This window comes from Paenibacillus sp. J22R67, from assembly GCF_059692175.1.
This window is the reverse complement of record NZ_JCAUAX010000011.1, coordinates 1-23504: the sequence shown is the minus strand read 5'-3', so window position 1 is coordinate 23504 and position 23504 is coordinate 1. Positions and strand designations below refer to the sequence as shown.

26 protein-coding genes, 16 tRNA genes, 1 rRNA gene and 1 riboswitch are annotated in these 23504 nt (G+C 47.6%); of the genes, 5 read left to right on the top strand and 38 right to left on the bottom strand.

The annotated features are described in order from the left end of the window. Window positions 1–38: 38 nt before the first annotated feature. Window positions 39–725: a hypothetical protein gene (locus AC58VC_RS30370; protein ID WP_497374384.1), complete on the top strand. Its 687-nt coding sequence runs from the start codon at window positions 39–41 to the stop codon at window positions 723–725. Window positions 726–791: 66 nt separating this feature from the next. Here the strand turns inward: AC58VC_RS30370 and lepB are convergent, their stop codons facing one another. The 6 genes from lepB to AC58VC_RS30340 form a co-directional block, all read right to left on the bottom strand. Beyond that, entirely contained in the window at window positions 792–1340 is a 549-nt protein-coding gene (gene lepB / locus AC58VC_RS30365; protein WP_497374382.1) for a signal peptidase I, read from the bottom strand. A gap of 26 nt (window positions 1341–1366) precedes the next feature. Next, window positions 1367–2014, bottom strand: coding sequence for a response regulator transcription factor (locus tag AC58VC_RS30360; RefSeq protein WP_145666509.1), 648 nt, complete (start codon window positions 2012–2014; stop codon window positions 1367–1369). Between the two features lie 69 nt (window positions 2015–2083). After that, the gene (locus AC58VC_RS30355; protein WP_497374380.1) at window positions 2084–3145 is read right to left on the bottom strand and encodes a sensor histidine kinase; all 1062 of its coding nucleotides are present in this window, start codon (window positions 3143–3145) and stop codon (window positions 2084–2086) included. A gap of 25 nt (window positions 3146–3170) precedes the next feature. Beyond that, window positions 3171–3833 carry a cell wall-active antibiotics response protein LiaF gene (gene liaF, locus AC58VC_RS30350; RefSeq protein ID WP_497374378.1) on the bottom strand — a complete coding sequence of 221 codons (663 nt, stop codon included), beginning with the start codon at window positions 3831–3833 and terminating at the stop codon, window positions 3171–3173. A gap of 175 nt (window positions 3834–4008) precedes the next feature. Then, window positions 4009–4623, bottom strand: coding sequence for a PspA/IM30 family protein (locus tag AC58VC_RS30345; protein WP_497374376.1), 615 nt, complete (start codon window positions 4621–4623; stop codon window positions 4009–4011). Between the two features lie 29 nt (window positions 4624–4652). Continuing rightward, entirely contained in the window at window positions 4653–4952 is a 300-nt protein-coding gene (locus tag AC58VC_RS30340; RefSeq protein ID WP_497374374.1) for a LiaF transmembrane domain-containing protein, read from the bottom strand. A gap of 168 nt (window positions 4953–5120) precedes the next feature. Continuing rightward, window positions 5121–5273, top strand: a riboswitch (cyclic di-AMP (ydaO/yuaA leader). Window positions 5274–5285: 12 nt separating this feature from the next. Here AC58VC_RS30340 and AC58VC_RS30335 point away from each other — a divergent pair. Then, window positions 5286–6083 carry a stalk domain-containing protein gene (locus AC58VC_RS30335; RefSeq protein ID WP_497374719.1) on the top strand — a complete coding sequence of 266 codons (798 nt, stop codon included), beginning with the start codon at window positions 5286–5288 and terminating at the stop codon, window positions 6081–6083. Window positions 6084–6659: 576 nt separating this feature from the next. Here the strand turns inward: AC58VC_RS30335 and AC58VC_RS30330 are convergent. After that, complete coding sequence (locus AC58VC_RS30330) at window positions 6660–7850, bottom strand: GNAT family N-acetyltransferase (RefSeq protein WP_497374372.1); 1191 nt, start codon at window positions 7848–7850, stop codon at window positions 6660–6662. Window positions 7851–8028: 178 nt separating this feature from the next. Here AC58VC_RS30330 and AC58VC_RS30325 point away from each other — a divergent pair, with 178 nt between their 5' ends. Further along, complete coding sequence (locus AC58VC_RS30325; RefSeq protein ID WP_497374370.1) at window positions 8029–8133, top strand: YjcZ family sporulation protein; 105 nt, start codon at window positions 8029–8031, stop codon at window positions 8131–8133. 93 nt (window positions 8134–8226) lie between these two features. On the opposite strand, the gene AC58VC_RS30320 is transcribed toward AC58VC_RS30325, so the two are convergent. From AC58VC_RS30320 to AC58VC_RS30265, 12 genes are all read right to left on the bottom strand, one after another. Beyond that, the gene (locus tag AC58VC_RS30320; protein ID WP_497374368.1) at window positions 8227–9495 is read right to left on the bottom strand and encodes a molybdopterin molybdotransferase MoeA; all 1269 of its coding nucleotides are present in this window, start codon (window positions 9493–9495) and stop codon (window positions 8227–8229) included. A 22-nt stretch (window positions 9496–9517) separates the two neighbouring features. After that, a complete protein-coding gene (gene moaA, locus AC58VC_RS30315; RefSeq protein ID WP_497374366.1) occupies window positions 9518–10522 on the bottom strand; it encodes a GTP 3',8-cyclase MoaA in 1005 nt (334 codons plus the stop codon). An 88-nt stretch (window positions 10523–10610) separates the two neighbouring features. Next, window positions 10611–11225: a molybdenum cofactor guanylyltransferase gene (gene mobA / locus AC58VC_RS30310; RefSeq protein ID WP_497374364.1), complete on the bottom strand. Its 615-nt coding sequence runs from the start codon at window positions 11223–11225 to the stop codon at window positions 10611–10613. Then, window positions 11222–11872: an MOSC domain-containing protein gene (locus AC58VC_RS30305; RefSeq protein WP_497374717.1), complete on the bottom strand. Its 651-nt coding sequence runs from the start codon at window positions 11870–11872 to the stop codon at window positions 11222–11224. Before AC58VC_RS30305 ends, mobA begins: the two co-directional genes overlap by 4 nt. Window positions 11873–11958: 86 nt before the next feature. Then, window positions 11959–13284, bottom strand: coding sequence for a molybdopterin-dependent oxidoreductase (locus AC58VC_RS30300; protein WP_497374362.1), 1326 nt, complete (start codon window positions 13282–13284; stop codon window positions 11959–11961). A 211-nt stretch (window positions 13285–13495) separates the two neighbouring features. Further along, entirely contained in the window at window positions 13496–13618 is a 123-nt protein-coding gene (locus AC58VC_RS30295) for a hypothetical protein (RefSeq protein ID WP_497374360.1), read from the bottom strand. After that, a complete protein-coding gene (locus tag AC58VC_RS30290; RefSeq protein WP_497374358.1) occupies window positions 13618–13866 on the bottom strand; it encodes a stalk domain-containing protein in 249 nt (82 codons plus the stop codon). The genes AC58VC_RS30295 and AC58VC_RS30290 overlap by 1 nt, the downstream gene beginning before the upstream one ends. Window positions 13867–13988: 122 nt before the next feature. Next, window positions 13989–15020 carry a HAMP domain-containing sensor histidine kinase gene (locus AC58VC_RS30285; RefSeq protein WP_497374356.1) on the bottom strand — a complete coding sequence of 344 codons (1032 nt, stop codon included), beginning with the start codon at window positions 15018–15020 and terminating at the stop codon, window positions 13989–13991. A gap of 14 nt (window positions 15021–15034) precedes the next feature. Beyond that, on the bottom strand, window positions 15035–15757 hold the full coding sequence (locus AC58VC_RS30280; RefSeq protein ID WP_497374354.1) for a response regulator transcription factor: 723 nt from the start codon (window positions 15755–15757) through the stop codon (window positions 15035–15037). A gap of 92 nt (window positions 15758–15849) precedes the next feature. After that, window positions 15850–16311, bottom strand: a complete 462-nt coding sequence (locus AC58VC_RS30275; protein WP_497374352.1) for a DUF2269 family protein — start codon at window positions 16309–16311, stop codon at window positions 15850–15852. Between the two features lie 223 nt (window positions 16312–16534). Beyond that, entirely contained in the window at window positions 16535–17773 is a 1239-nt protein-coding gene (locus tag AC58VC_RS30270; RefSeq protein ID WP_497374350.1) for an MDR family MFS transporter, read from the bottom strand. Between the two features lie 108 nt (window positions 17774–17881). Further along, window positions 17882–18265 (bottom strand): hypothetical protein, encoded by a 384-nt coding sequence (locus AC58VC_RS30265; protein ID WP_497374348.1) that lies wholly within the window; start codon window positions 18263–18265, stop codon window positions 17882–17884. Window positions 18266–18496: 231 nt separating this feature from the next. Here AC58VC_RS30265 and AC58VC_RS30260 point away from each other — a divergent pair, with 231 nt between their 5' ends. Further along, the gene (locus tag AC58VC_RS30260) at window positions 18497–19291 is read left to right on the top strand and encodes an alpha/beta fold hydrolase (protein ID WP_497374346.1); all 795 of its coding nucleotides are present in this window, start codon (window positions 18497–18499) and stop codon (window positions 19289–19291) included. Here the strand turns inward: AC58VC_RS30260 and AC58VC_RS30255 are convergent. Both AC58VC_RS30255 and AC58VC_RS30250 read right to left on the bottom strand, forming a co-directional pair. Continuing rightward, a complete protein-coding gene (locus AC58VC_RS30255; protein ID WP_497374715.1) occupies window positions 19281–20495 on the bottom strand; it encodes an ROK family protein in 1215 nt (404 codons plus the stop codon). The two genes, AC58VC_RS30260 and AC58VC_RS30255, sit on opposite strands and share 11 nt — an antisense overlap. Window positions 20496–20569: 74 nt before the next feature. Continuing rightward, window positions 20570–21277, bottom strand: coding sequence for a class I SAM-dependent methyltransferase (locus AC58VC_RS30250; protein ID WP_497374344.1), 708 nt, complete (start codon window positions 21275–21277; stop codon window positions 20570–20572). 200 nt (window positions 21278–21477) lie between these two features. On the opposite strand from AC58VC_RS30250, the gene AC58VC_RS30245 reads away from it, so the two are divergent. Further along, a complete protein-coding gene (locus AC58VC_RS30245) occupies window positions 21478–21627 on the top strand; it encodes a YjcZ family sporulation protein (protein ID WP_497374342.1) in 150 nt (49 codons plus the stop codon). 144 nt (window positions 21628–21771) lie between these two features. Here AC58VC_RS30245 and AC58VC_RS30240 read toward each other — a convergent pair. The 17 genes from AC58VC_RS30240 to AC58VC_RS30160 form a co-directional block, all read right to left on the bottom strand. Then, a tRNA-Leu gene (locus tag AC58VC_RS30240) sits at window positions 21772–21850 on the bottom strand. Between the two features lie 20 nt (window positions 21851–21870). Then, window positions 21871–21959, bottom strand: a tRNA-Leu gene (locus tag AC58VC_RS30235). A gap of 11 nt (window positions 21960–21970) precedes the next feature. Beyond that, a tRNA-Cys gene (locus AC58VC_RS30230) sits at window positions 21971–22044 on the bottom strand. Window positions 22045–22054: 10 nt separating this feature from the next. Further along, window positions 22055–22129: transfer RNA gene (locus tag AC58VC_RS30225), tRNA-Gly, on the bottom strand. A gap of 8 nt (window positions 22130–22137) precedes the next feature. Next, window positions 22138–22209 (bottom strand) — tRNA-Gln (locus tag AC58VC_RS30220). A 22-nt stretch (window positions 22210–22231) separates the two neighbouring features. Next, a tRNA-His gene (locus AC58VC_RS30215) sits at window positions 22232–22304 on the bottom strand. A gap of 25 nt (window positions 22305–22329) precedes the next feature. Beyond that, window positions 22330–22403 (bottom strand) — tRNA-Trp (locus AC58VC_RS30210). 12 nt (window positions 22404–22415) lie between these two features. Beyond that, window positions 22416–22497: transfer RNA gene (locus AC58VC_RS30205), tRNA-Tyr, on the bottom strand. 11 nt (window positions 22498–22508) lie between these two features. Then, window positions 22509–22584, bottom strand: a tRNA-Thr gene (locus AC58VC_RS30200). A gap of 17 nt (window positions 22585–22601) precedes the next feature. After that, window positions 22602–22677: transfer RNA gene (locus AC58VC_RS30195), tRNA-Phe, on the bottom strand. Window positions 22678–22697: 20 nt separating this feature from the next. Next, window positions 22698–22774 (bottom strand) — tRNA-Asp (locus tag AC58VC_RS30190). A gap of 11 nt (window positions 22775–22785) precedes the next feature. Next, window positions 22786–22862: transfer RNA gene (locus AC58VC_RS30185), tRNA-Met, on the bottom strand. Between the two features lie 53 nt (window positions 22863–22915). Beyond that, window positions 22916–22991, bottom strand: a tRNA-Val gene (locus AC58VC_RS30180). A 15-nt stretch (window positions 22992–23006) separates the two neighbouring features. Next, window positions 23007–23081, bottom strand: a tRNA-Glu gene (locus AC58VC_RS30175). Between the two features lie 15 nt (window positions 23082–23096). Further along, window positions 23097–23188: transfer RNA gene (locus AC58VC_RS30170), tRNA-Ser, on the bottom strand. Window positions 23189–23191: 3 nt separating this feature from the next. Then, a tRNA-Asn gene (locus AC58VC_RS30165) sits at window positions 23192–23267 on the bottom strand. A gap of 78 nt (window positions 23268–23345) precedes the next feature. Beyond that, window positions 23346–23504: ribosomal RNA gene (locus tag AC58VC_RS30160) — 23S ribosomal RNA — on the bottom strand; the annotation flags it as partial.

The window sequence follows — 23504 nt, the reverse complement described above, 5'->3', positions numbered from 1 at the left end:
AATGCTATACTAGATTTAAGTGAAAAGGGGTGATTGAAATGATCTATGCCTATCCTCCGATAACAGCAGTAAATAGCTACCAGACCCACAAGGATTACTATCGAGTTAGCGGTATCCGCGGCATCGCAGGCGGTAAATCTACGACGATTGGCGTGCCCCTTAATTTACCGTATGATGGCTCCCCGTATCAAACAATCGCAAAATCTGCGGCCAAAAACGTAGCTGGATTCGTTCAAACTGCCCAGAACGCCAAACAATCCGCACAATCCTTGGTCAAAGCAAGACCGGGCGACAACAATCGTGAAACCATCCTAGAGCCTATCCGTGAATTCGTAGATACATATAATGAACTTCAGACCTCCTTGCGGGAGTCACCTGCGTACATGAATCGCTCACTTCTTGGTGGGCTAGAGCAAGCCGCTAAGCCGTATTCGCTCAAAGAAATCGGCATCAACAAGCTCGATGATGGCCGCCTCGAACTCCAAGAAGATAAGCTTCAAGATCAGGTCAACAGCCTTTCTGGCTCCTTTCGTAAAAGTCTCGGCAATCTCACCAGCTTCGCTGCTACCTTGGCGAACAGCCTTGGACAGCTGCAGCAGGTACCATCCGAAGCACTGTTTCAAATGTCCCAATCTGACCTAAAGCCTTACGGGCAATACCGCTCAAAGCTCCAAGCTTACTTGCCCGTTCCGATGAGAGGGCTGCTGCTAGATACACAGATGTGACTTAATAAAAACGACCCTCTGGAATGAGCTCATGCACCTGCATGCTCACCCAGAGGGTCGCTTCTATTAGAATAGCTTTTTACCTAACACATGATCGACAGGAACGAATCCAATGACTCGGCTGTCCATACTATTATTTCGGTTATCCCCCATCACGAATACGTGATCGTCAGGAACCGTCCACTGTTTGTTTCCGTTTGCTCTCATCGCCTCATTCAAGTACGGCTCTTCGAGCAGTTGGCCGTTTCGATACAATTTATCGTCTTTCATCTCTAAACGATCGCCGGGTTTCCCAATTACACGTTTGATCCACACGTGTTTATCATCGCCTTTTGTAAATAGGCTAAGCAAAGGGCTGTCAAGCAGATCGTTCTTGAACGTCCGCTTCAAATCAACTCTAGAATCAATAATGACAATGTCCTCATAATTGGGTTCGTAATTGAACGTATGAGATAGCTTTGATACATATACACGTTGACTATCATGCAGCGTTGGGTCCATAGAATGTCCCATTACTTTCGTCGATTGGAATACAAAAACACCAAGAAATACGACTAAAACAAAAGAAATGGCAATGGAACCAAACCAGCTCCACAATTGCTTGAGAAAATTCATCCTTATCGCTCCCTTGTCCCTTGTTGCTACTCAGCCAAGCCGTGCTTAAAGGCATAGATTGCAGCTTGTGTCCGATCTTCCACACCAAGCTTGGCGAGTACGTTCGTGACGTGAAATTTCACTGTTTTCACACCGATAAACAAATCATCCGCCAGCTCCTGGTTCGACTTCCCTTTGGCTATCAGCCGCAGGACTTCCATTTCCCGATCAGTCAGCTCTTCATGCGGTTCCGCTGCCGCCTTGGGCTGTCTGAAACGGTTCATAATCTTAGAGGCAACCTGAGACTCTAGAATGGATTGCCCTTTGGCCGCGGCTCGAATCGCTGAGGCAATTTCAGAAGCGCGAGACGTTTTGAGCAAATAACTGAAGGCCCCAGCTTCAATCACTGGATACATTTTCTCATCATCCAAGAAGCTAGTCAACACAATGACTTTACAATCCGGGTACAGTTGCAGCAGCTTCCGGGTCGTTTCGATCCCATCCATGCCTTCCATGACCAAATCCATCAGCACGACATCCGGTCGATATTCCTGAGCCAACCGAATGCCATCGTGCCCGTTGCTGGCTTCTCCGACCACTTCAATGCCATCCTCCGTTCCCAGAACAGCGGCAAGCCCGATCCTCACCATTTCATGATCATCGACAAGCAAGACCTTAATCAATGTATCGTCCATTTGCTTCTCCTCTCGTCAGCAGAACTGTCATTCTATTTCCAAACTAACAATTAAAAACCAAACAAATCACTATACACTTTCCACAATTTCAGCAGCTAGGATTGGAACACGAATCTCAATACGCGTACCACGATCAGGGGCTGTAATAATATCAACGGAACCGCCAATTTCGTTAACCCGCTCCTTCATAGACACGATGCCATAAGAAGTAAGCTTCTTCGCATCCAGTTCAAACCCTACACCATCATCACGGATTGCCAGACGAACGCCGTCAGCACGGTGCAGCAGCTTAACCTCGAGCTTATTCGCTTTGGAATGACGGAGTGCGTTCGAGAGTGCTTCCTGTACAATTCGGAACAAGTGATCCTCAATACCTTTATTTAAACGAATCTCTTCGTCCATATCCCACGTAATCGCCATCGGCACCTTGGCCGCCAGCTCTTTGAGAAGCTCGACAAGTCCTTCGGACAATCGTTTTCCTTCCAAATGGATAGGCCTCAAATGCAGCAGCAGCGCCCTCATCTCCGATTGCGCCACAGAAGCCATCTCTTCGATCAGATGAATCTGACGTTTGGCTTTCTCGAAATCCTTGTCCAATGTCCGGCCAACTGCTGTTGCGGTCATGGAGATTGCGAATAATTGCTGACTTACTGCGTCGTGCAGCTCCCGTGCTAGCCGTTGTCGCTCTTCAATCACAGCCGACAGTTTCGCTTTCTCTGCAAGCTCGGCATTATTGTTAGATAATCGCTGCAGTGATGTAACCTGCTCTTCCCAACGCTTCATAATGCGGCCCAGCTGCTCGCCAAGACGCCCAATTTCGTCTTCGCCGTTCTGGAAGCCCTCACGGGTGAAGGTCCCTTTTTCCAGCAAAATCATTGTTTCCATAAGCGGCTCAAGCCGGCGTGTAATCCGTGAACTGTTCCAATAACCGTATCCAGCACCAATGCCGCCGATAATAACGATGGCCATGAAAACGAATTGCACGCCTTCTTGCCAGCTTGTGAATGGGGTAATTAAATTCCGTGAGTTCATAAAATAAATGATAGCGCCAAATACAAAAAAACTAAAAATGATCGATTCAGCCATACTGCGCCATATCATATTCGTTAATCTTCGTTTATAGCCGTCCAATATGCGCTGAACCTCCTCTAGATTGTTACATCACTTTGATTTTAATATCTCCTACGATATAAGAAAGCACAAGTTTCACGCGGTGATCACAGCTCTCATAATTGGACGATTGCCACTGCAATTTGTTCATTACGCCAGACTCGCGCTCACTTGCGACCTGAATTTGGCCAAAGGTGACAGAAGCCCCCACTGATACGCCAATATCATCTGGTACCTTTATATCAACATCGCCTATCACACCTTGCAGGATAAGCGTTGTTTCCTTTTGCTCTAGAATGGCAAGCGAGAGATCAATATAGGTCTCCCCAATAATGTACCACGTTGAGCTATTGCGCATGATCCAAGGCTCACGCCCCAAACGAACGCTATCCATCAGCTTTTGCTTCTGAATATAGGTGTCATCTTTGTGCATTTGCTTTGAACGGATGAAAAAGAATCCTAATGAAATCAAGACGATAGCGAAAACAATCGTAATATGATCACCAAACAGAATCACAGCTCCCACGCCGATGAGCACAAAGCCTTTGCGCTCTTTGCGGGAATGGACCCGATGAATGCCCAGCAAGACGAGGATAATCGCAAGAATGGGGAAAAAGCCTATCGTATGATCCAGAAGCAAAAAAAGACCGGCGCCAATCAGCACTAGTGCTGTATTCCGGTTGCGGTTGTTTTTGGTTTCTTCGCCCATCGCTGCACCTCCTCTGGCTGCCGATTAATACGTGCATATAGATTCCTAGCATACCATAAGAATGGACAGCCTCCAAGAAGCAAATCCTTGCCCAGCAAGGATCTAGCCTAAGGAATGGAGGCCAGAACTCGGCTGCGCCGCACGCTGTGCGCGGCGCAGTACAATTATGCGTGGCTTATTTCTTGTCGCGCCAATCCTGCTGAAGCTTGCGCAGCTCCTGCTGGAGGTTGCTGCCAGCCTCCTTCAGCGTCTCTCGCGACACGCGCCCCGCCACGCGCAAGCCCTGCAGCGCTTCCCGGCCGAGCTCGCGGCCGGTCGCTTCCAGCTCGCGCAATGCCTCCCGAGCTTCTTCCTTGGACAGCCCGCTGCGCGGCTGTCCGGCTCCTGCTGCGCGTCCGGCACGCAGCGCCGCTAGCTCGTCTGCGAGCGCCAGGCAGACGTCCTGGCTGCTCGCGTACTTCGCGCGGTACTCCGCGCAGGCAGCTTCCAAGCGCAGCTTCTCTTTCAGCGCCAGACGCGCCAGCTCTTCGTCGCCAGCGCGCATGGCTAGCTCGGCCTGCTCGGCGCGCAGCTGCGCCATCTCCTCCGCGTCGACGCTTTGCTTGCGCAGCTCAATCGTGCGCTGCAGCGCCTCCTCGTAGCGCTCTTCCAGCTCGGCGATGCCGCTCGATCCTCCAGAGTGCCCGGAGTGGCCGGAATGGCCACCTCCCCGTTCATGCAGATCAAGCTTGCTTGCCGCTTCCTGGAAGGCCATATCCGCCATTTTACCAATTCGATTAAATACGCTCATTATCCCCACACCCCCTAAGTTCCTATTGATTATAATTTGAACTCCGTCGAATCCTTTTGTTTTTTCAGCATGCGATAACCGTAATACATTAACCAAACCGCAAACACAATCGCGAGAAATCCAGACAATTTCGTAATTAATATCAAAGCACCAATACCAAAAATAACCCATCCAATTTTCTTCCCATTACTTATCCCCACATAACCAAGCCCCACCATCGCCACAGGAATCAACAATCCCATGACATGAAAATGCATACCCACTTGATGCATACAGATGAGGAAGCCAACAGCTATTAGAATGAAAGCCCAACTTTTTGATCGATTCATGCTCATTCTTGCACCGCCCTTTGCGTAATCTTCATGCTACTATCGTAGCCGAAATGGATTCACGTCAAAACGGACTCCCGACTGTTTTTGTACCTAGACCTAAGTCCAGTACGTACTAAGACCTGTAACCATATTTTGGGCGTTGTCTCTCTTATTCTATCAATGATAGAATATTTGAAGCCGAGTCCGGTGCACAGACAAAGTGCCGGTACGGGGGACGATTTACATGGGGTGAATATTTACTCTGCATGCAGAGTAGACTAGGGAGAACCTTCTTCCCGAACCCGTCAACTAACCTCGGAGGCTCATTTGAAGGAGGATTACCAATTGAATATGTTTACAAAAGGGTTAACGTGCCTTGCTGTGTCCGCCACAGTTTTGGCAGGAGGCTTTCTTTCCCCATTTTCGGGACATGCTTATGCAGCTGCCGCTAATATGGACGTGAAAGTTCAAGTCAACGATGACCTGGTTCAATTTCCTGATGCTCAGCCTTATTTGGATGACAACCACGCTACACAAGTACCGATCCGTTTTGTAACAGAGAAACTGGGTTATGATGTACAATGGCAAAAGGAAGGCGACGCAATCAAAGTCACACTTAACAATGACAAACACTCTATTTCCTTAGTGTCAGGTCAAAAAGAGGCCGAAATCGATAGCACTCGTGTCGAGATGGACACACATGCCGAATTCCAAAATGGGCGTGTATACGTGCCACTTCGTTTTCTAAGCAATGCTTCTGACATTCCCGTTCAGTGGGACGCAAGCAGCAAATTAGCGATTCTAAGTAAAGACGGCAATCATCACGCACCTGATTATGAGCTATTTGAGTCAACGGCCTACTCGGCAGATCCATCTGAAAATGGCGGCTATGGAGCTTTGGATTATATGGGGAATCCATTAGGAATTGGAACCGTCGCTGTAGATCCATCTGTTATTCCACTTGGATCTAAGCTCTATATTGAAGGTTATGATTTCAACGGCCTGCCAAAAGGCGGCATGTATGCTTATGCAACGGATACTGGCGGCTCCATCAAAGGTAAACGCGTTGATATTTATGTCCCAGGCTCCCAACAATCCTTACGCAAGTTCGGCTTCCAAACTGTTAAAGTGTACAAATTAAACCCGTGAATATCACGGGTTTTTTTAATTTTGATGAACATACGACTACTGAGAACCCTCACATAAACTGCCATGCAAGTCCGGGATCTCCAGATCTATTTGATCGAATCGCCTCAAAGGAACTGGAGTCCCCTATTTGCGGAAAATTGAGCAGTTCTCTTTCGGAACGGAACTACAGGCTCTTATTTGCCATCAAATTGATGCATTTTTCAGGTGAAATCGGCAAAATAGCGAACTGTCGTTCCCCTCAAGTAGCCTAAGAGGCGTTTTCCCCTCAAATAGGGCCTCACAGTTCCCTTTCAGGTGGGTGGGACGTGTGAATGCAGCGCGACAGCGGTACGGGGGCAGCCTGAAAGTCTTTCAGCGGAACTACGGTCCGCTATTTGTTTTGAAAAGCTGGCTTTTGGTCCAGCGAGGGGAACTGTGTTCCTCTATTTCCTCGTTTTCGGCTGAAATTCGAGGCAAAATGGGGAAATAGGGCCCTCTAGTTCCCCTTCCATGTGAAAAACATCCTTTTCATCGAAATAGTGAACTATAGTCCACTCCCAAACAAAAGACGGCCCCGGAACACCGGGACCGAATCTTCTAAAAGAAATCCGCCAAATATGTTGTCCTCTGCGGAATAGCCGCTTCCAACCGCGCAACAAGTTCCTGCGAACCTTGAAGTCGCTCAATTCGGGCCATAAAGCTCGCCTTTTGATAGCTCATAAATAAGGCAGTCAACGTTTGAATACTACAGCTCAGTAGAAGCTCATCTGCTGGTTGCTCACCCTCAGCTAGCCTGGTTACCTGCACCTTTTTCCCGTTATCTGTGAATTGCAATTGGAAAATACCATCGTTCCAGTCAGCATGCGGGTCAGAAATACGCAAGTTGATTGGTTCAACTTCTTTACGTGTTTCAAATCGATATTGCTTCAGAAAAGCTTCAACATCAACAATCCGCGATGAAAAATACGTTATTTTCTCCTGCTTGAACTTAGGGTCATGCACCAAGAAAGGGAGCTGATCATCGATTGGTGCTTTAACCTCCACCTTCGAGATCATTGAATCATGATCCGCTATGAATTTCCACAGCCCACGTCTCGCTTCTTCATCCAAAAACACCATCTCATGAATGCTCGCTGTAAACTCCTTCACCTGATAAAAAACGTACCCCGTCCGTTCACCCTGCGGATTTATATAGAGGGCTACTGTACCTTTTTTGTTCCTAAAAAATCTATTGTTCCACCAATTAGCGTCCCGCTTCAGCATCCCATTAAATTGAACAGCGTACTGCTCATAAATTGGATTCAAAAGCTCCCATTCTTTCGTCACACGAACGATTGAACTGCCTTCCGAGGCATGAAATTTAGGAAGCTTATCCGCAGGAATTTCATATTTCAGGTAGTCAATGTACGTTTCCCAGCCATACTTCCGATAAAATTCAAACTTAAACGGTGATAGAAAAGAGACAGTCTGCCCTTGTTCCTTCATGACCTTAAGCGCTTGAAGGAGCAGTTTCGCGACCATTCCATTACGCCTGTACTCCGGCCATGTCGCTACACCCGCAATTCCACCCATAGCAAAATGCTGGCCATTCAGCCACGTATGAAATTGATTAATTTGCAGCTTCGCAGCTAATTTACCCTGAACAAAAAAGCCCCAAATTTCCTTCGGATCTGTCCAACTGCTCCGCTCATCCTGCTCCTCTTCGCTCAGCTCATATTGAAAAGCAAATTGGGACAAAGCAAGACTCTCCGCTACTTCCTGTTGTTCTAATGTTCGAATTTCATTCATTTATGTATCACCTCATGTACAAGTATACTGGAAAATCATTTACAATACCTATGCCTAATTAGGCGCTTTCCAATGCGAAATCAGGGCATACGTCCAATCAACGAATGTCTCTACGTCATATGATGTTGATGTATAGTGATTCAACCCACTTAAATAATTAAGAACCGGAGGGGATACTATGTCATATGCAGCTGGTTGTGGAGGAACTGGATACGGATCCGTAGGTGTTGTTCTTGTCCTTTATGTTCTGCTTGTTATTATCTTAGCTACTTTCGCAATCTAATCTCGCCTTCATTCCAACCTGATTACTTCTTGTAAAAAGGCCTGCCTGCACCAACTTCTTTTACAGAAGCTGAGTGATAGGCAGGCCCTTTTTCTATTTGATCGGATAGGTTAGAACAAGTTCGTCCCTCGCAAAACCTGAGCCTCCAGCAGGCAGTTGAATCAAACAATCCGCATCTTTAATGGAAACCATGATGCTGGATTTATCAATGCCAGAAGGCTTAACTCGCAAACAGCCATTGTCCACATGCGTTGTCCCTCTGACATAACGAGGAAAGGCCGAACCTTTGTCGTAATCCACATCCAGATAAGCTGTAATGGCCTCGGGGCAAGGTGATGGACAGCCTGACATCGCTTTAATCAGCGGTTTCGCAAACAGCTCAAAGCCTACAAATGATGCTCCCGGATTACCGGATAGCGAGAGCAGCAGTCTATTCTCCCATAGCGCTGCGCTCGTCGGAGTGCCCGGACGCATCGCCACTTTATTAAACAGAAGCTTACCCGTAAACCGGCCAAACACATCCACCAAAACATCGTAGTCGCCAACAGAGACGCCGCCGGAAGTGATGACAAGGTCAACTTTAGCAAATGTCTCCAGCAGCGCAGCTTCCACCTCTTCTACATGGTCCGAAAGCGCCTGCATGATAACCGCTTCTCCGCCTGCTGCTTCCACTTGGGCTGCAAGCATGTAGCTGTTGCTGTTGCGAATTCGCCCAGGCTGCAGCGCTTCCTCAACATTCAATAACTCTGAGCCTGTTGAGAAGATCGCTACCCTCGGTTTGCGGAATACCGCCACAAAGGAATAGCCGAAAGTAGCTAATATCGCTGCTTCACCAGGTCCAATTTGTGTTCCTAGCGGGAGCAATAACTCATTTTCGGCTATTTCCCCGGCAATAGGGGTTATATTGCTGCCCACAGGAACATTTTTCTTGATGCAGACCTGAGTCGAACTTATCCCTACATCCAGCGAGGGGAGTGCATCCGTCATTTCCAGCATGACTACGCAATCCGCTCCATCCGGAACCGGCGCTCCCGTCATAATACGGGCTGCAGCACCCGAATACATCTTGAGCTTAGGAATCGTTCCGCTTGGAATATGCTCAATGACATGCAGGATGGAAGGATTCTCAGGCGTAGCTTGCTCAATATCCGCAGCGCAAACTGCATACCCGTCCACACCAGATCTGCGGAAATGAGGCACGGGATGGTCGGCATAAATATCCCCGGCTAGCCGCCTGTTGAATGCGGCGGATAACGGTACCATTTCCGTTTCGGTATGTTTGACAAACTCGAAAAGCAGGCTTCGGGCTTCTTCCACCGAAATGACTTTACGCCCGAATTTTAGCTTCACATGGCTATTCACTAACGTCTGTTCCTCCTATAGGCTAACCGCCAATTTGCGACATCCGGCGAAGTGTTGGTGTATGTGACTGACTTTCATTCAGGAGCGCCTGCGCCATCTCATGATTTTGTGGCTTAATATCCAGAGCGCGGAAGAACAGGTCTTCCATTGCCGCATCGTCGCCAATATAGGTTCTTACATTGAATTCATCTGACCAATATAAGCATGGCTTCACATTGCCGTCTGCCGTAATCCGCAGCCGATTGCAAGTCTCACAGAAATGGTCGCTAATCGGGTGAATGAGACCGAATGAACCCAGTGCTCCTTCTATCCGAAAGTTTTGAGCGGGCCCGTTCCCATACACGGCATCCGATGCTACAGCATTCCAGCCCTTTTCCTTACAGCGGTCCAGTACGGTCGTCAAGGGCAAATAACGGCTTTTCCAAGCCTCATCTTGATGCCCGATCGGCATATACTCAATGAAACGAACTTGAATCGGACGATCCATCGTCATTTGTAAAAAGTCTTCAATCTCGTCATCATTCATGCCCTTCATAAGTACAACATTCAACTTGATCGGGGTAATTCCCACACGATAAGCTTCTTCAATGCTGGCCAGAACACGTTTAATATCGCCGCCTCGAGTGATGAGCGAGAACCGGTCGGCTTTCAAGGAATCAAGACTAATATTCACGCGGGTTAATCCAGCTGCACGAAGCTTTTCAGCTCTCGAAGCAAAATAGATCCCATTAGTTGTCAAAGCGATATCTTCAATCCCGGGTATTTGGGAGAGCATGCCAATCAATTGTTCCAGGTTTTTACGCACAAGAGGTTCTCCGCCGGTTAATCTCAGCTTACGGACACCTAGTCCAGCCAGCACACGAACAACCTCGGTGATTTCCTCGAACGTTAATAGCTTATCATCCGGTTCAAATTCCATTCCTTCTTCGGGCATACAATAGACACAACGAAGATTACAGCGATCCGTAACTGAAATTCGCAAGTAATCGTGCATCCGTCCAAAACGATCCATCAGCAGCTTCGTCATAAGGTTCACCTTCTCTCTAGTCCATTATGACACATTTTATAGCAAAATCCTAAGTTCCTACAGGACTAATTATTTGCCAAACTAACATTTATGATAAATTTTCTAACATAGATTTGTACTCATCCGGCGTATTCACATTCGTAACAAACTGTACCGACAGGTTTATTTTTTCAAAAAAAGCATTCTCCGCTGGCAACCAATCGATATGATCCAGCAAACCCATCAAGCGATATTGTTCCTGCTTCAATAATACCTCAGCCTCAGAGCCAACTAATCTAGAGTAAATCCCATGTAGCGGATGAACCTTGCCATGCATGACCGGAATAACCGCATCAACATTCGCCTCATGGCACAACCGTCCCATAGCATCTGCGGCTTCGGAAGAAATGAACGGCATATCACAACCGACAATCCACATGAATTCATGGGATGCGGCTTGCGCAGCTGCGTGAATACCACTGAGCGGACCTTTTTGTACATATAAGTCTGACACCCACTGTATATTCATGGAAGCGGAATTTGATTCTATAAGAGATTGGAATGCCTCAGGTTCATTCGATACGACAATAATTTGGTTGCAAATACGGGACATTTCCGTAAGCTGCCGAAGAAGCAGTGGCTGATCTTGAACAGGAAGCAGCGCCTTGTGTCTTCCCCCCATGCGACGATTAAGGCCGCCGGCCAAAATAACACCTGTCATCATGAACCGAGTTCCGCCAGTCGTTTCATGAAGGATTTCTTCCAGCTATCCGATAAAGCTGAGGTCTGTACGAGTCGTTCAGCCCCTTCTTTACTCCTTTTATCGTGATACTTAATTTGATTCGCATAAGCCAGGGTTACACCCTCATTATCTTTTGCGATAAGCTTCACTTGAGAATCTTTGGAAATGTATCCTTCTTGCAAAACCCTGAAATAGAAGCCGGTAAATCCAGTTTCCTGCATTTGCAGCGGGGTTTTGGCCCACTCCAGACGTTTACCCACTTTAAAACAAGGCTGGCGCGGCTGTGAGACCTGAACAATGACATCATCAATGGCATAAATGTCACCTATGCAGACGTCAGTCTCTAGAAAACCACGGACCGTTAAATTTTCCCCAAACGCACCAGCTTCCAGCTTACGGCCAAGCAATTCCTCCCAATAGGCGTAATGCTCCTCGGAGTAAACACACAATGCTTTATCAACACCGCCGTGTACGGTCAAATCGGCTTGCCCGTCCCCATCCAATTGCGTTGTGGAAACATACAAAGATGAGCTGACCGGGGATTTATAGATTCCCGTGACCAGCTCTTTGCCTTGAAATTGAATGATTTGTGGTTTTCCCACATTAACCGATACGATTCTCAACGTTATTCCTCATTTCCAAACTGGTCTCTTTGACATAACTATACCAAAAACCACCCGGAAAGTCAGTTCAGCTTCTTGCCATTTCAATCACTTTACGCGTTATTAGATCTATCCACCCAAGCATCATTATCATAGCCTCTAACTTCCCAATACCCCATATGCTCTTTCTCAATGAGCTCTATCCCTTGGAGCCATTTGACGGATTTATACGCATACATCTGCGGAACAATCAGCCGTACTGGTCCCCCCAATTTCTGGGGAATCGGCTTGCCATCCAGCAGCACAGCTACCATAATGTCATCTCCGCCAGCTTGCTCCAACGAAAGTGCATCGGTATACACCTTGTCTCCGGAATAAAATTTCACAAATTTCGCCTTGGACTGCACACCTGCTGCAGCTAATAGCTGCTTAAGCGGTATCCCTTCCCACGTACAATTGTAAATAGACCAGCCCGTCACACAGTGGAAATTACTAACCTGTACGATTCGCTTCAGCTTCAGGAACTCATCCCAGTTCCATACGCTTGGTTTATCAACCAGACCGGAAATGGCGAATTGCCATGTCTCCGAGGAGAAAGCCGGAATTTCCGTCACCGTATAGATACGGAAATTCCCTTGCGCTCCTCCGCCGACCACGGCGGCGGAGTCAGGCAGCGGCGCAGGCGGCGGCAGCATACTGTTGCCGTCTCCTGCGGCATACTCGGCGGTCGAAGAGCCGCCGGAGTCAAAAGCGCCTTTTATCCAGCGATAAAAGGCGGGACCAACCGCGATCACAAGCACCAGTCCTGCGACAATCCGCAGGAACGAGGCTCGTGTGATCGGCGACTCCTTCAGCGCGGCGATAACCGCCTGCGCTGCTGAGCGCTCTGCCGTGGCGTCAGATGCCGCCACGGGGGTTGTTGCCGCCGGCTGCGTGGCCGGCGGCTTAGCAGCGGCAGCAGCGGCGGCTTGCTCGAGCCGCTGCTGCCGCTTTAGCCATCTGCTGCGCGAGATGGCATGGTACACGGCATACGGCACTCCGACCCAGGTGAGCAGGTCATGGATGAGGAGTGCCGTATTATTCAAAGCGGGTGGCAGATGGCGGAACTGCCACAGGACCACCCCGGACGCTGCCCAGCCGACCAGCAGCGCAAGCACAAACACCAGATTCGCGCGTTGATTGCGGCGCGCGCGAATCTGCCGCCAGTGCTTGCGAATCATTGGCGCATAAAGCACCATCAGCAGAATCGAGACGACACCCAAATAAATGTGAAGCTGTTTCAGCGTTACACGTATAATCCCCAAATCTCCTCGAATCGCCCCTATGCTAAGCACAATGCCCGTGATCGTTAGCAGTAGGAGAATCCAGGCATTCCAGCTATGTATGGCATTAAGACGCTTGCCAAAGGATTGCTTTAACCAACCTCTTTTCGACTCCATACGCCCACATCCTATTCAACCAATAGTTTATATCTCTAATCATAACGTACAAATCTTAAATAAAGCTTACAAAATCGCTAAAATTACAAAATCACATCCCCTTACTTCATCATCATTTTCTCAAGCAGATAGGTATCAATGAATTCTTTAGAGACATACGTCATGTCGTTCACAATCATTGGAGTAACCATTAGCATTTCTTCCTTATTGCCTAGTTGCCTACAGAAATCGTTTTACTATCTATATGAAGCATAATTGTCTCCCCCATATCCATACTCTTATCCGTCATCATTTTATCTTGCATATTTTTATCCTGCCTATTTTTATCTTCCATCATTTTCTTACGTCCATAGATTTCATCAAAGTTACTGTTCTAGTCATATCGTTCCATGTTACCTGAAAACCAATGGACTCAGCAATTTGACGAAGGGGTGCGAGCTCGTTACCATCTTTAGTAATCGTTACAACACCACGATAGCCGTACTTTGGCATCATCATTTCTTCGGCATTAATTAAGCTCGGTAACGCTAGTGTTCCGACTGTAATTGTTACTGCCATTGCTTTTTTCATCCATTTTCTCATTTCTAAATTCCTCCCAGAGTTTCATAGTTCTCTCACTTCCTAAGATATTGGACAGAACTTAAGGAGCCCTAACGAAGAAATTACAAAAAGCTTACAAGAGACTGACAAATTTAGTAAAACGTCTATGAGTGAATAGGAATAGTAAACCAGAACGTGCTGCCATTCCCTTCATTCGAACCTGCTCGGCTGTCAACGCCGATAGTCCCTCCATGCAATTGAACGATAGACTTGGCAATCGCGAGGCCAAGTCCGGCGCCTCCGCTTACACGCGTCCGTGATGGATCTGAGCGATAAAAGCGATCAAATATTTTGTCCGCATCCTTTTCCTCAATACCCGGACCTTGATCTTGAATAAGCAGTTTTAAATAAGGGGCAGGCAGTTGTTCTACTTTAATTGTAATGCTCCCGCCGACAGGGGAGTGACGAATGGCATTCCCCAAAATGTTAGCAAGAACCCGCTTCATTTCCTGCGGCATGATAGTCATAGGCGGCAAGCACTCGGGCAAGTTGACGATGACTTGCAATTGCTTATCTTCCAGCTGAAAAGCTAAGCTTTGCAGACCATCCACTAGAAGTTGGTCGACATGATACGGCTCTGGCACGAAGTCGGTTCCTCCTGCATCCAGCTGCGATAACTTGAACAGCTCCTGGATCAATGCATCTAATCTTCCCGTTTCCAACCGGATGGTTCGGAGATAACGCTCAAAGGTCGCTTTATCCTGAATAACATCGTCTTCTAGGGCTTCGACGAATGCTTGAATAGAAGCCATTGGCGTTCTTAGATCATGCGACACATTCGCCACAAGCTCTTTGCGGGAAGTCTCGGCTGATCGTAATTTTTCGAAGCTTTCTTTCAGGTTTCCGCTCATGCGGTTGAACTGACCCGCCAGTCTTTGAAATTCAGCCGGCCCAATGTGGGGCACTTGCCCCTCAAAATGTCCTTCTGAGATGCGAGTCGTTTCCTGAGTAATGGCATGAATGGCTTTTTCCAGCGGACGCGTCATTAAATAATGTATGCCCATCGATACGACAGCAGCGCCTAGAGTAACGGACGATAGAATCACAACGTCCTTCCAATTAAGGAGCATAAAATGATAGCAAATAAGAAGCGAAAGCAAGATGATACCCGTACTAACTCCGCTTGCAATAAGCAAATAGAATCGAAGCTTCAGGATGGCTCCCTCCCTTCGAATTTATATCCGATACCCCACACGGTTTTGATATAGCGCGGCTCAGAAGGATTAGGCTCCAATTTCTCTCTTAATCGGCGGATGTGGACGGTTACTGTCGTTGTATCCCCGTAATAATCGATATCCCAAATTTTGCTCAGCAATTGGTTCCGCGAAAAAACTTGATCCGGATGGGCTGCGAACAAATGTAGCAGTTCAAATTCCTTCACGGTCAACTCGATGTCTTTGTCGATGACGCGGACACTGCGATGCAGCACATTAATCTCGAGGCCAGGGTATCTCATTATATGAGCAGGTCGTGCTGCTTCCGTATTCACCGTAGCCTCCGTCTGCGTTCGCTGTATCCTACGCAAAATTCCCTTCACTCGCAATACGAGCTCTCGCGGGGAAAAAGGCTTCGTCAAATAGTCGTCAGCCCCCATCGTGAGCCCCATTAATCGGTCCATTTCGTCCCCCAGTGCCGTCAGCATGATGATGGGAACGTCCCGTTCATTGCGAATTTCTTCGCAAACCTGCCAACCGTTTTTACCTGGCATCATCAGATCCAGCACGATCAGCTGCGGATTGTGCTGACGCCATTGCCTGATCGCCTCCTCACCGTTCATTGCTGAAATGACTTGATATCCTTCCCTCTGCAAATAAACGGTGCAAACATCTATAATATTCGGTTCATCATCTACAACAAGAACGATTGTCGCCATACGAACATACCTCCTCAAGCTAGTATAATTATACCTCATTCTTTTAAAAGGAAACTTACAGATGTCTTACAATAAAATAAAACCCAGCATCCTTAGATGCCGGGCTTCCATACCATCAATATTAACGAAATCAAAGGTAGAATCGTACCGATCGAGCCGAAGATATCCCACTTTTTCGAAACACGTTTATAAGCTTCTGTTTGCCTACCTGTCTTCACGGATTCCTCACTATAGCGAATCATTTTTCTTTGCAGGGGAATGAGAATGAACAGCCACAACAGGCCAGATAGTGAGAATAACAGCAAGGCTGCACTCACCCAGTTCCATGCTATAAGGGAGTAGCCCAAGTTGGCCGCCATCAGATAACCTGGGATAAGCAGCAGCAGAATGCCAGGTATGGTGAACACATAGTCAGCGAGCATAATGTTTTTGACGGTAAGATGTATGGCCATCAGATCCTGCTTTCCGTAATGCGCCCTCACTTTCCAAAAGGCTCCCGTCACAATGTTACCAAGAAACAATACAGCGCCTAACACATGCAAAAACAATAGCATTTTCACTCACTCCTTTGGCTAGATCTCATCTTAAATTCATTGTAGACTTTCCTCTTTTCTATGTAAGGTGAGCAAGGTCATAACGTTTTGGTGACCTAAGTCATTAACTTGAGGCGTCCTTCGCAAATGTCAAAAACCGTAAGAAGGAACAACCTTCTTACGGTTTTGTGGTGCACACACTATTACTTCTGCACTGCGAGCATAATCAAATAATCACCCAGCATTATGCTTGCAAAACACCTTCAATAACCGGCTCTTCCTCTTTGCGATTTAAGCTTCGAATATATCTAGCTTGAGCAATACCCGCAGCAATGAGGATGACGCCAACCACAGCAAACATCACTTTTCCTCCATAATGGCTGAACAGCAGTCCTCCGAGGATAGGTCCGATAGCGCGGGATAATTGCCAATTCATTCCGAACACTGAGAAGTACAAACCTCTATGCTCCTCTGGGGCAATTACAGAGATCACTTTTTGAACATGAGGGCCGTTCAACATTTCACCAATGGTAAATAAAAATTCAACAAAAAGCAGAATCGCAAGATAAGGAACGAATCCGTAACCGATAGATACGACAGCAAACAGCATGTAGGATACAGCAACTACGATGTAAGCAGGCACGTGCTCTGTTCTCTTTGCAATCCATAGCTGCAGCGCGATGACTACGCACCCATTAAAGGTAATAATCGTCGCAAATACCGACTTGTAATTCTCAAAATTCTGCTGTAGATGCAGTGGAAATGTAGACTCAACTTGCGCATATAAAAGAGATACTGGCATCGCCAAAAATGTAATCCACAACAGTGATTTATGCTCCGACCATTTAATTTTGACTTTATTCGCTTTTGCGGCAGCCAGCGCCTCTATACTTTTAACAGGCATCGTCTCTGGAACCTTCCATATGACTAAACCTGCATAGGCAACCAGCGTGACCGAACAAGCTAGAAAGATAATTGACGGATTCAAGGTAAACAGAAGCAAACCAAGCAGCGGACCAAATGCCGATCCCATGTTTAAAGCAGTATGCAGTAAAGCAAACACTTCAGCTCGCTTATGTTCAGGCACAACATCCGAAATCTGAGCATTGGCAGCTGGTCCATACATCGCATGTCCGATCCCGTTAATAATGGAAATAAGCGCAAACTCCCATACGTGGCTGGCAAATATGTACCCTCCAATAGCAAAGGCTTGAATAATGAGCGCTGCAAGCATCATTGGCTTTCGTCCATACTTGTCACTCAGGCTGCCTGCGTATAAGTTTACGAATATCCCACACAACGGCTGTAAGCCAACGATCAACATGGATAAGAACACGGAACCATCCAACTTGTCGTATAAATAAAAAACTAGATAAGGTCTCATCATAAACCCAGCTAATGACGTCAGAATCGTGCCCACGACTCGAACCCATATCGCTGTGTCATACTTGCTAATCATCGAAAAAAGGGGAATTCTATGCATTTGACCTCCTAGATGTCTTTGGTATCTTCAGTTTAGAGGGATCTGGGCAAAAGAAAAAGGTAAAATCTCGTTATAACGGATTTCACCTTTTATGTATCTCCTATTTTCTTAACCGCCGATACGAATCTTCCGGTAAGTATCGATAAACGAAAGGACATCTACGCGCTTCCCCCTCTTCTTCGCTACTCTGGCCATTTTCACTAGGGTTGTCCAGAATTCGTCGAGCACGGGAGATTCAAAATCATTTTCTTTTGGAGCCTGTGTTAATTTATGCTTGTTCGTGTAAGAAGCTCCTTCATCCGAGATCAGATATTGAATCTGACTTTTTTTCCATTGCTCCCCGGTAACGTAGCTTACACCGATTTCACGCATTTTCTTGCGTACAGATGTGACAGGGCGGGATAATTCTTTGGCAATTACAACGGGTGGGCATTCTGATGAAAGTCGAATTAACTTGTCCAATTCTTGTGTGGACCAAGGTTTTTTAGTCATAGCCATAACCTCACTTCATGAATGAATGATTCTTATTCGCTTTTATTGGTTAACAACGGGTATACTGAGAGAATAACAATCAAATGTTAAAGAAGTATGAGTTAACCATAATGAAAGTATGAAGACATAACTTTTTCGCTATTTCTCTTGTTTTTACGACCTTTGAACTAATATTTTGCTGAAATTTAGGACTTTATGCGTGTAAAAACTAGTCATGGAGGATGACAACGAATGAAACATCACATCAACGGAGCAGAGTTGTACATAGCGGAAAAAGGGCAAGGAGCACCTGTCATTTTACTTCATGGATTTCCATTGGATCATCGTATGTGGCAAGCGCAAGATGAGGCTTTATCGGAAAATTATCGTGTGATTACACCTGATTTACGAGGTATGGGGCATTCAGATGTACCCGTTGCTAACATTTCTATTGAGCAATACGCGGACGACATTTTGACGATGATGGACAAAATGGACATACAAAAAGCCGCGCTTGGCGGCTTCTCCATGGGTGGATATGTGGCTTTTGCACTTCTGCGCAAAGCTCCAAAACGATTCACGGCGCTTCTTCTCGCCAATACCCGTCCGGAAGCAGATGGGCTTGAGGCTCGTAAGAATCGCATGAATATGGCGGTCGCCCTCTATGACAAAGGGGCCAGCGCAGCAAGAGATGCGATGCTGCCTAAGCTGCTCACCGAGCTGACAGCCAATGATCAGCCAGGGCTCGTGGAGAGCATAAGTGCGGTCATGGCTTCCATGCCTGCCGAAGGACTGGTCCACGCGAGCCTGGCCATGGCGTTCCGAGCCGACTCCGTCGACCTCCTCGGCTCTATCACTGTGCCAACGCTTGTCATCGCCGGCGAGAAAGATCCGATCGCGCCTCCGGATGTCATGAAAAAGATGGCTGACGCGATTCCTGGCGCCAGCTTTCATGCCATCCCGGGAGCTTCGCATTTGGCGCCGATGGAGAAACCCGAAGCCTTCAATGCGCTGCTCCTTGAATTCCTCAAAGGCGTCACAGCCTAACGAGCTGGTCCATGACCATCACGGCTGCTCCCATGGCAAGGGCTTCTTCACCAAGCTGTCCCTTGCTGAAGACAACCTGATACGCGGGGTAGTAGTATGTTTTCCGAATCGCTACCTGCGTAGCGGTTTGGAAGAACAACTCCCCGCCCGCGATGAGCGGTCCCCCGAGGATTACCTTCTCTGGGTGCAAAATATTTAATAAATTGGCTAGTCCTATTCCAAAATAGGTAGCAGCCTCCGTAATGATCTCCACGACAAGGGGATCATTTTTTTTGAGTGCCTCCAGTACCTGCGTGTAGGTCAACTGCTCAGGGTCCTCCACAAAATGCGACAGTACCGTGGATCGGCCCTGTTTCAAGGCAGAGCGTGCCGCCTTTTCAATCGCATACAAGGATGCGTATGACTCCAAGGCGCCGTAGTTTCCAGAAGCGTTACGGTGCGCCACGCCGTCCGTCTGAATGATCATTTGCCCGACGGAGCCTTCCATGTCGACCGCGCCATAGATGAGCTTCCCTTCCGAAACCATGGAAGAACGTAAACCAACCCCGGCATGGATATATAGCAGATGCTTGAAGCTCTGCGTGCGCTGATGCCAGGATTCCGCTAGTATCGCTGTGTTCGCCCCGTTATCCAGCATGGAGGGTATACCTAGCTCCTCTGTCAGCAGCCTGCAGATTTCAACATTCCTCCAGCCTTTGGCCTGAAAATAAGCCGGCTCCAATATCGTTCCCGACTGCCTGTCCACTGGACCTACGGCGCCGACACCAATACCTAGCAGCATCGACTTCGTGATCCCGTGCCGCTCCATCATACTGCGCGCTTCATTGACAATGAAGCGGATAAGAACTTCCGGCGTCATCTCTGCCGTCATCGTCCAGCTCCGGGCATCTAATTTGTTCATGCCCAAATCAACCAAAACCAGCTTGGACAACGTCCTTGAGATTTCCAAGCCAAAAATATATGCGTAAGCCGAATTCTTCTCATATAGAATCGGCCTACGCCCACCTGTTGACGCACCGAAACCTGATTCAAGAATGAATCCTTGGCCCGTCAGTTCTTCCAAAAGCCGCGTCAACGTCGAGACAGTCATCCCGCTTTGCTCAAGCAGCTCTGTCTTGGATATCGCCCTCTGGCGACAAATCAACTCATAAATCTCTTTGGCTTTTCGGTTCGGAATGCGTTCCGTTATAGCATCAGCGTTCAAAAGAAACAGCCCCCAATGATAATCTTTCTCACTTATTTCGCCATCGGGGTGCCTAATTCCTGCCACAGCTTCATCTATTCCTTCGAGCCTATCATCAGCGTGTATCCCATGTAGCTATGGTATTTGTTCACCAGCTCATCGTATCTGGCTGTAATTTGCCAGATGCGTGGATCCATGAATGATTGCTTATCAGATAAATGCACAGGGTCCGGATGTTGAACTTGATCTTCGAACATGGTTAACGGAAAGGGGTGGATGCCGGAGAAATCCACTTCAAATTTGCTTCCTTCCAGCAGGTCTCGCCATTCCTCCATACTATAAATTTTACTAACTCCATAGAAGCTGCACAGCGCTCTGTGGACGCCAGTGGACATATTTTTAACACGAATAACTTCTCGGTCATAGAGCTTCCCGCCGGACTTCAACACCCGGTAATACTCCGATACCGCCTTCTGTGCGTCTGCAAAATTCGTAACGGACTCCACCATCACGACATCAAAAGTTTCATTTTCAAAAGGTAACTGGCACACGTCGCCCTCTCTAAAATTCACCTGCACCCTTTGCTTTTCGGCTCGAATCATCGCTTTTGCTACCATTTCAGGGCGGATATCAATCGCTGTCACTTCACATCCCTGCTCAGCAAGGAAGCAAGCTGTTCTCCCTGTCCCGCATCCAACTTCCAGAACTCGTTTCCCTTTCTCTATCGGGTATTTCTTCAATTGCTCTATGGTCTCGCCGAACCCGCCAGGGTGCGCATTGCCCACACCAAGCTTTGCTAACATATCTAGGTACTCGATAGCACTCACACCTCCATAATGGCATTTCAATCTCTTTTTTACCATATGGAGGGCTGCTGTCTCTTGTTCAAACTCTGGATCGATTTTCTAAAAAAAGGCTCTCGCCTAAAGCATGTTTTTCAGCTTCTCTTGGGCAGATCACCCAGTCAAACAATGGTATATCACCATAGGATGTATAGTCTCTCATGGAAGGCTGCCGAGAGCATTACTTACGATTGGGGGTGACATCCATGGGTGTTGCTGCTGGTGCGGGTGTTGGTTATGGAACTTCTGCCGCTGCTATTCTCGTATTGTTCATTTTACTCGTAATCGTAACAATGACTTACGCTTGGTAATCTATGAAGCCTGAACGTTAACACTACAAAAAAAGAAGGAACTCCTGTTCATTGAACTTGGCTCCTTCTGCTTGTTTATTTTCTACATGGTTAAAATGAAAAAAACCAATGAAATCAAATGATTTCATTGGTTTTAATTTTGTATACCGGCAAGAGGACTCGAACCTCCACCCTTTCGGACTCGATTTTGAGTCGAGCGCGTCTGCCATTCCGCCATGCCGGCCTATGAACTTGTAAAAACAATGGTGCCGAAGACCAGACTTGAACTGGTACGGTAGTCACCTACCGCAGGATTTTAAGTCCTGTGCGTCTGCCGATTCCGCCACTCCGGCTAATAAATTTGTGGAGGCGCCACCCAGACTCGAACTGGGGGTAAAGCTTTTGCAGAGCTCTGCCTTACCACTTGGCTATGGCGCCTTAGTAATAATGGAGCGGAAGACGGGGATCGAACCCGCGACCCTCGCCTTGGCAAGGCGATGCTCTACCGCTGAGCCACTTCCGCATATAAAACTGGGGATCAAGGATTTGAACCTTGGCATGACGGAGTCAAAGTCCGTTGCCTTACCGCTTGGCTAATCCCCATTATCTTGCTTTGGTAATAATGGGCGGACGACGGGACTTGAACCCGCGAATGCTGGATCCACAAACCAGTGCGTTAACCCCTTCGCCACGACCGCCACAATATTAAGTTGCTTACTTTTTTGGCAGGGGCAGCAGGAATTGAACCCACACCAAAGGTTTTGGAGACCTTTGTTCTACCCTTAAACTATGCCCCTAGAAAAAGTAAATGGAGGCTGATGGATTCGAACCACCGAACTCGGAGAGAGCAGATTTACAGTCTGCCGTGTTTAGCCACTTCACTAAGCCTCCATGATAAAAGCTGGTGCCGTCGAGAGGACTTGAACCCCCAACCTACTGATTACAAGTCAGTTGCTCTACCAGTTGAGCTACAACGGCATATGTTGTTGTAAATATGGTGGCTCGGGACGGAATCGAACCGCCGACACGAGGATTTTCAGTCCTCTGCTCTACCGACTGAGCTACCGAGCCTTACATGATGTTGGTAATAATGGCGGAGCCGACGGGATTCGAACCCGCGGTCTCCTGCGTGACAGGCAGGCATGTTAGGCCTCTACACCACGGCTCCACATTCATTATTGGTTGCGGGGGCAGGATTTGAACCTGCGGCCTTCGGGTTATGAGCCCGACGAGCTACCGGGCTGCTCCACCCCGCGTCATTAAGTATATTTCAGGAATTCTAATAAATCAAGCCTTGCAATAGAATTCATGGTGGAGGCTGACGGGATCGAACCGCCGACCCTCTGCTTGTAAGGCAGATGCTCTCCCAGCTGAGCTAAGCCTCCATGGGAAGTACTTAATGGTGACCCGTAGGGGACTCGAACCCCTGTTACCTCCGTGAAAGGGAGGTGTCTTAACCACTTGACCAACGGGCCTTACTAGAAAGATAGTGGCGGAGAGAGAGGGATTCGAACCCTCGAGACGCTTGTGACGCCTACACGATTTCCAATCGTGCTCCTTCGGCCAGCTCGGACACCTCTCCATATGGCTCCCCGAACAGGACTCGAACCTGTGACAACTCGATTAACAGTCGAGTGCTCTACCAACTGAGCTATCAGGGAATAGAAATAGTACTTATTCAAGGATTATTCCTTGAAAACTAGATACGAAACTTGCGTAAAGTAACAACTATAGGTTTATTGGTTAAGCCCTCGACCGATTAGTATTCGTCAGCTGCATGCATTGCTGCACTTCCACCTCGAACCTATCAACCTCGTCGTCTACAAGGGGTCTTACATACTGGGAAATCTCATCTTGAGGGGGGCTTCGCGCTTAGATGCTTTCAGCGCTTATCCCCT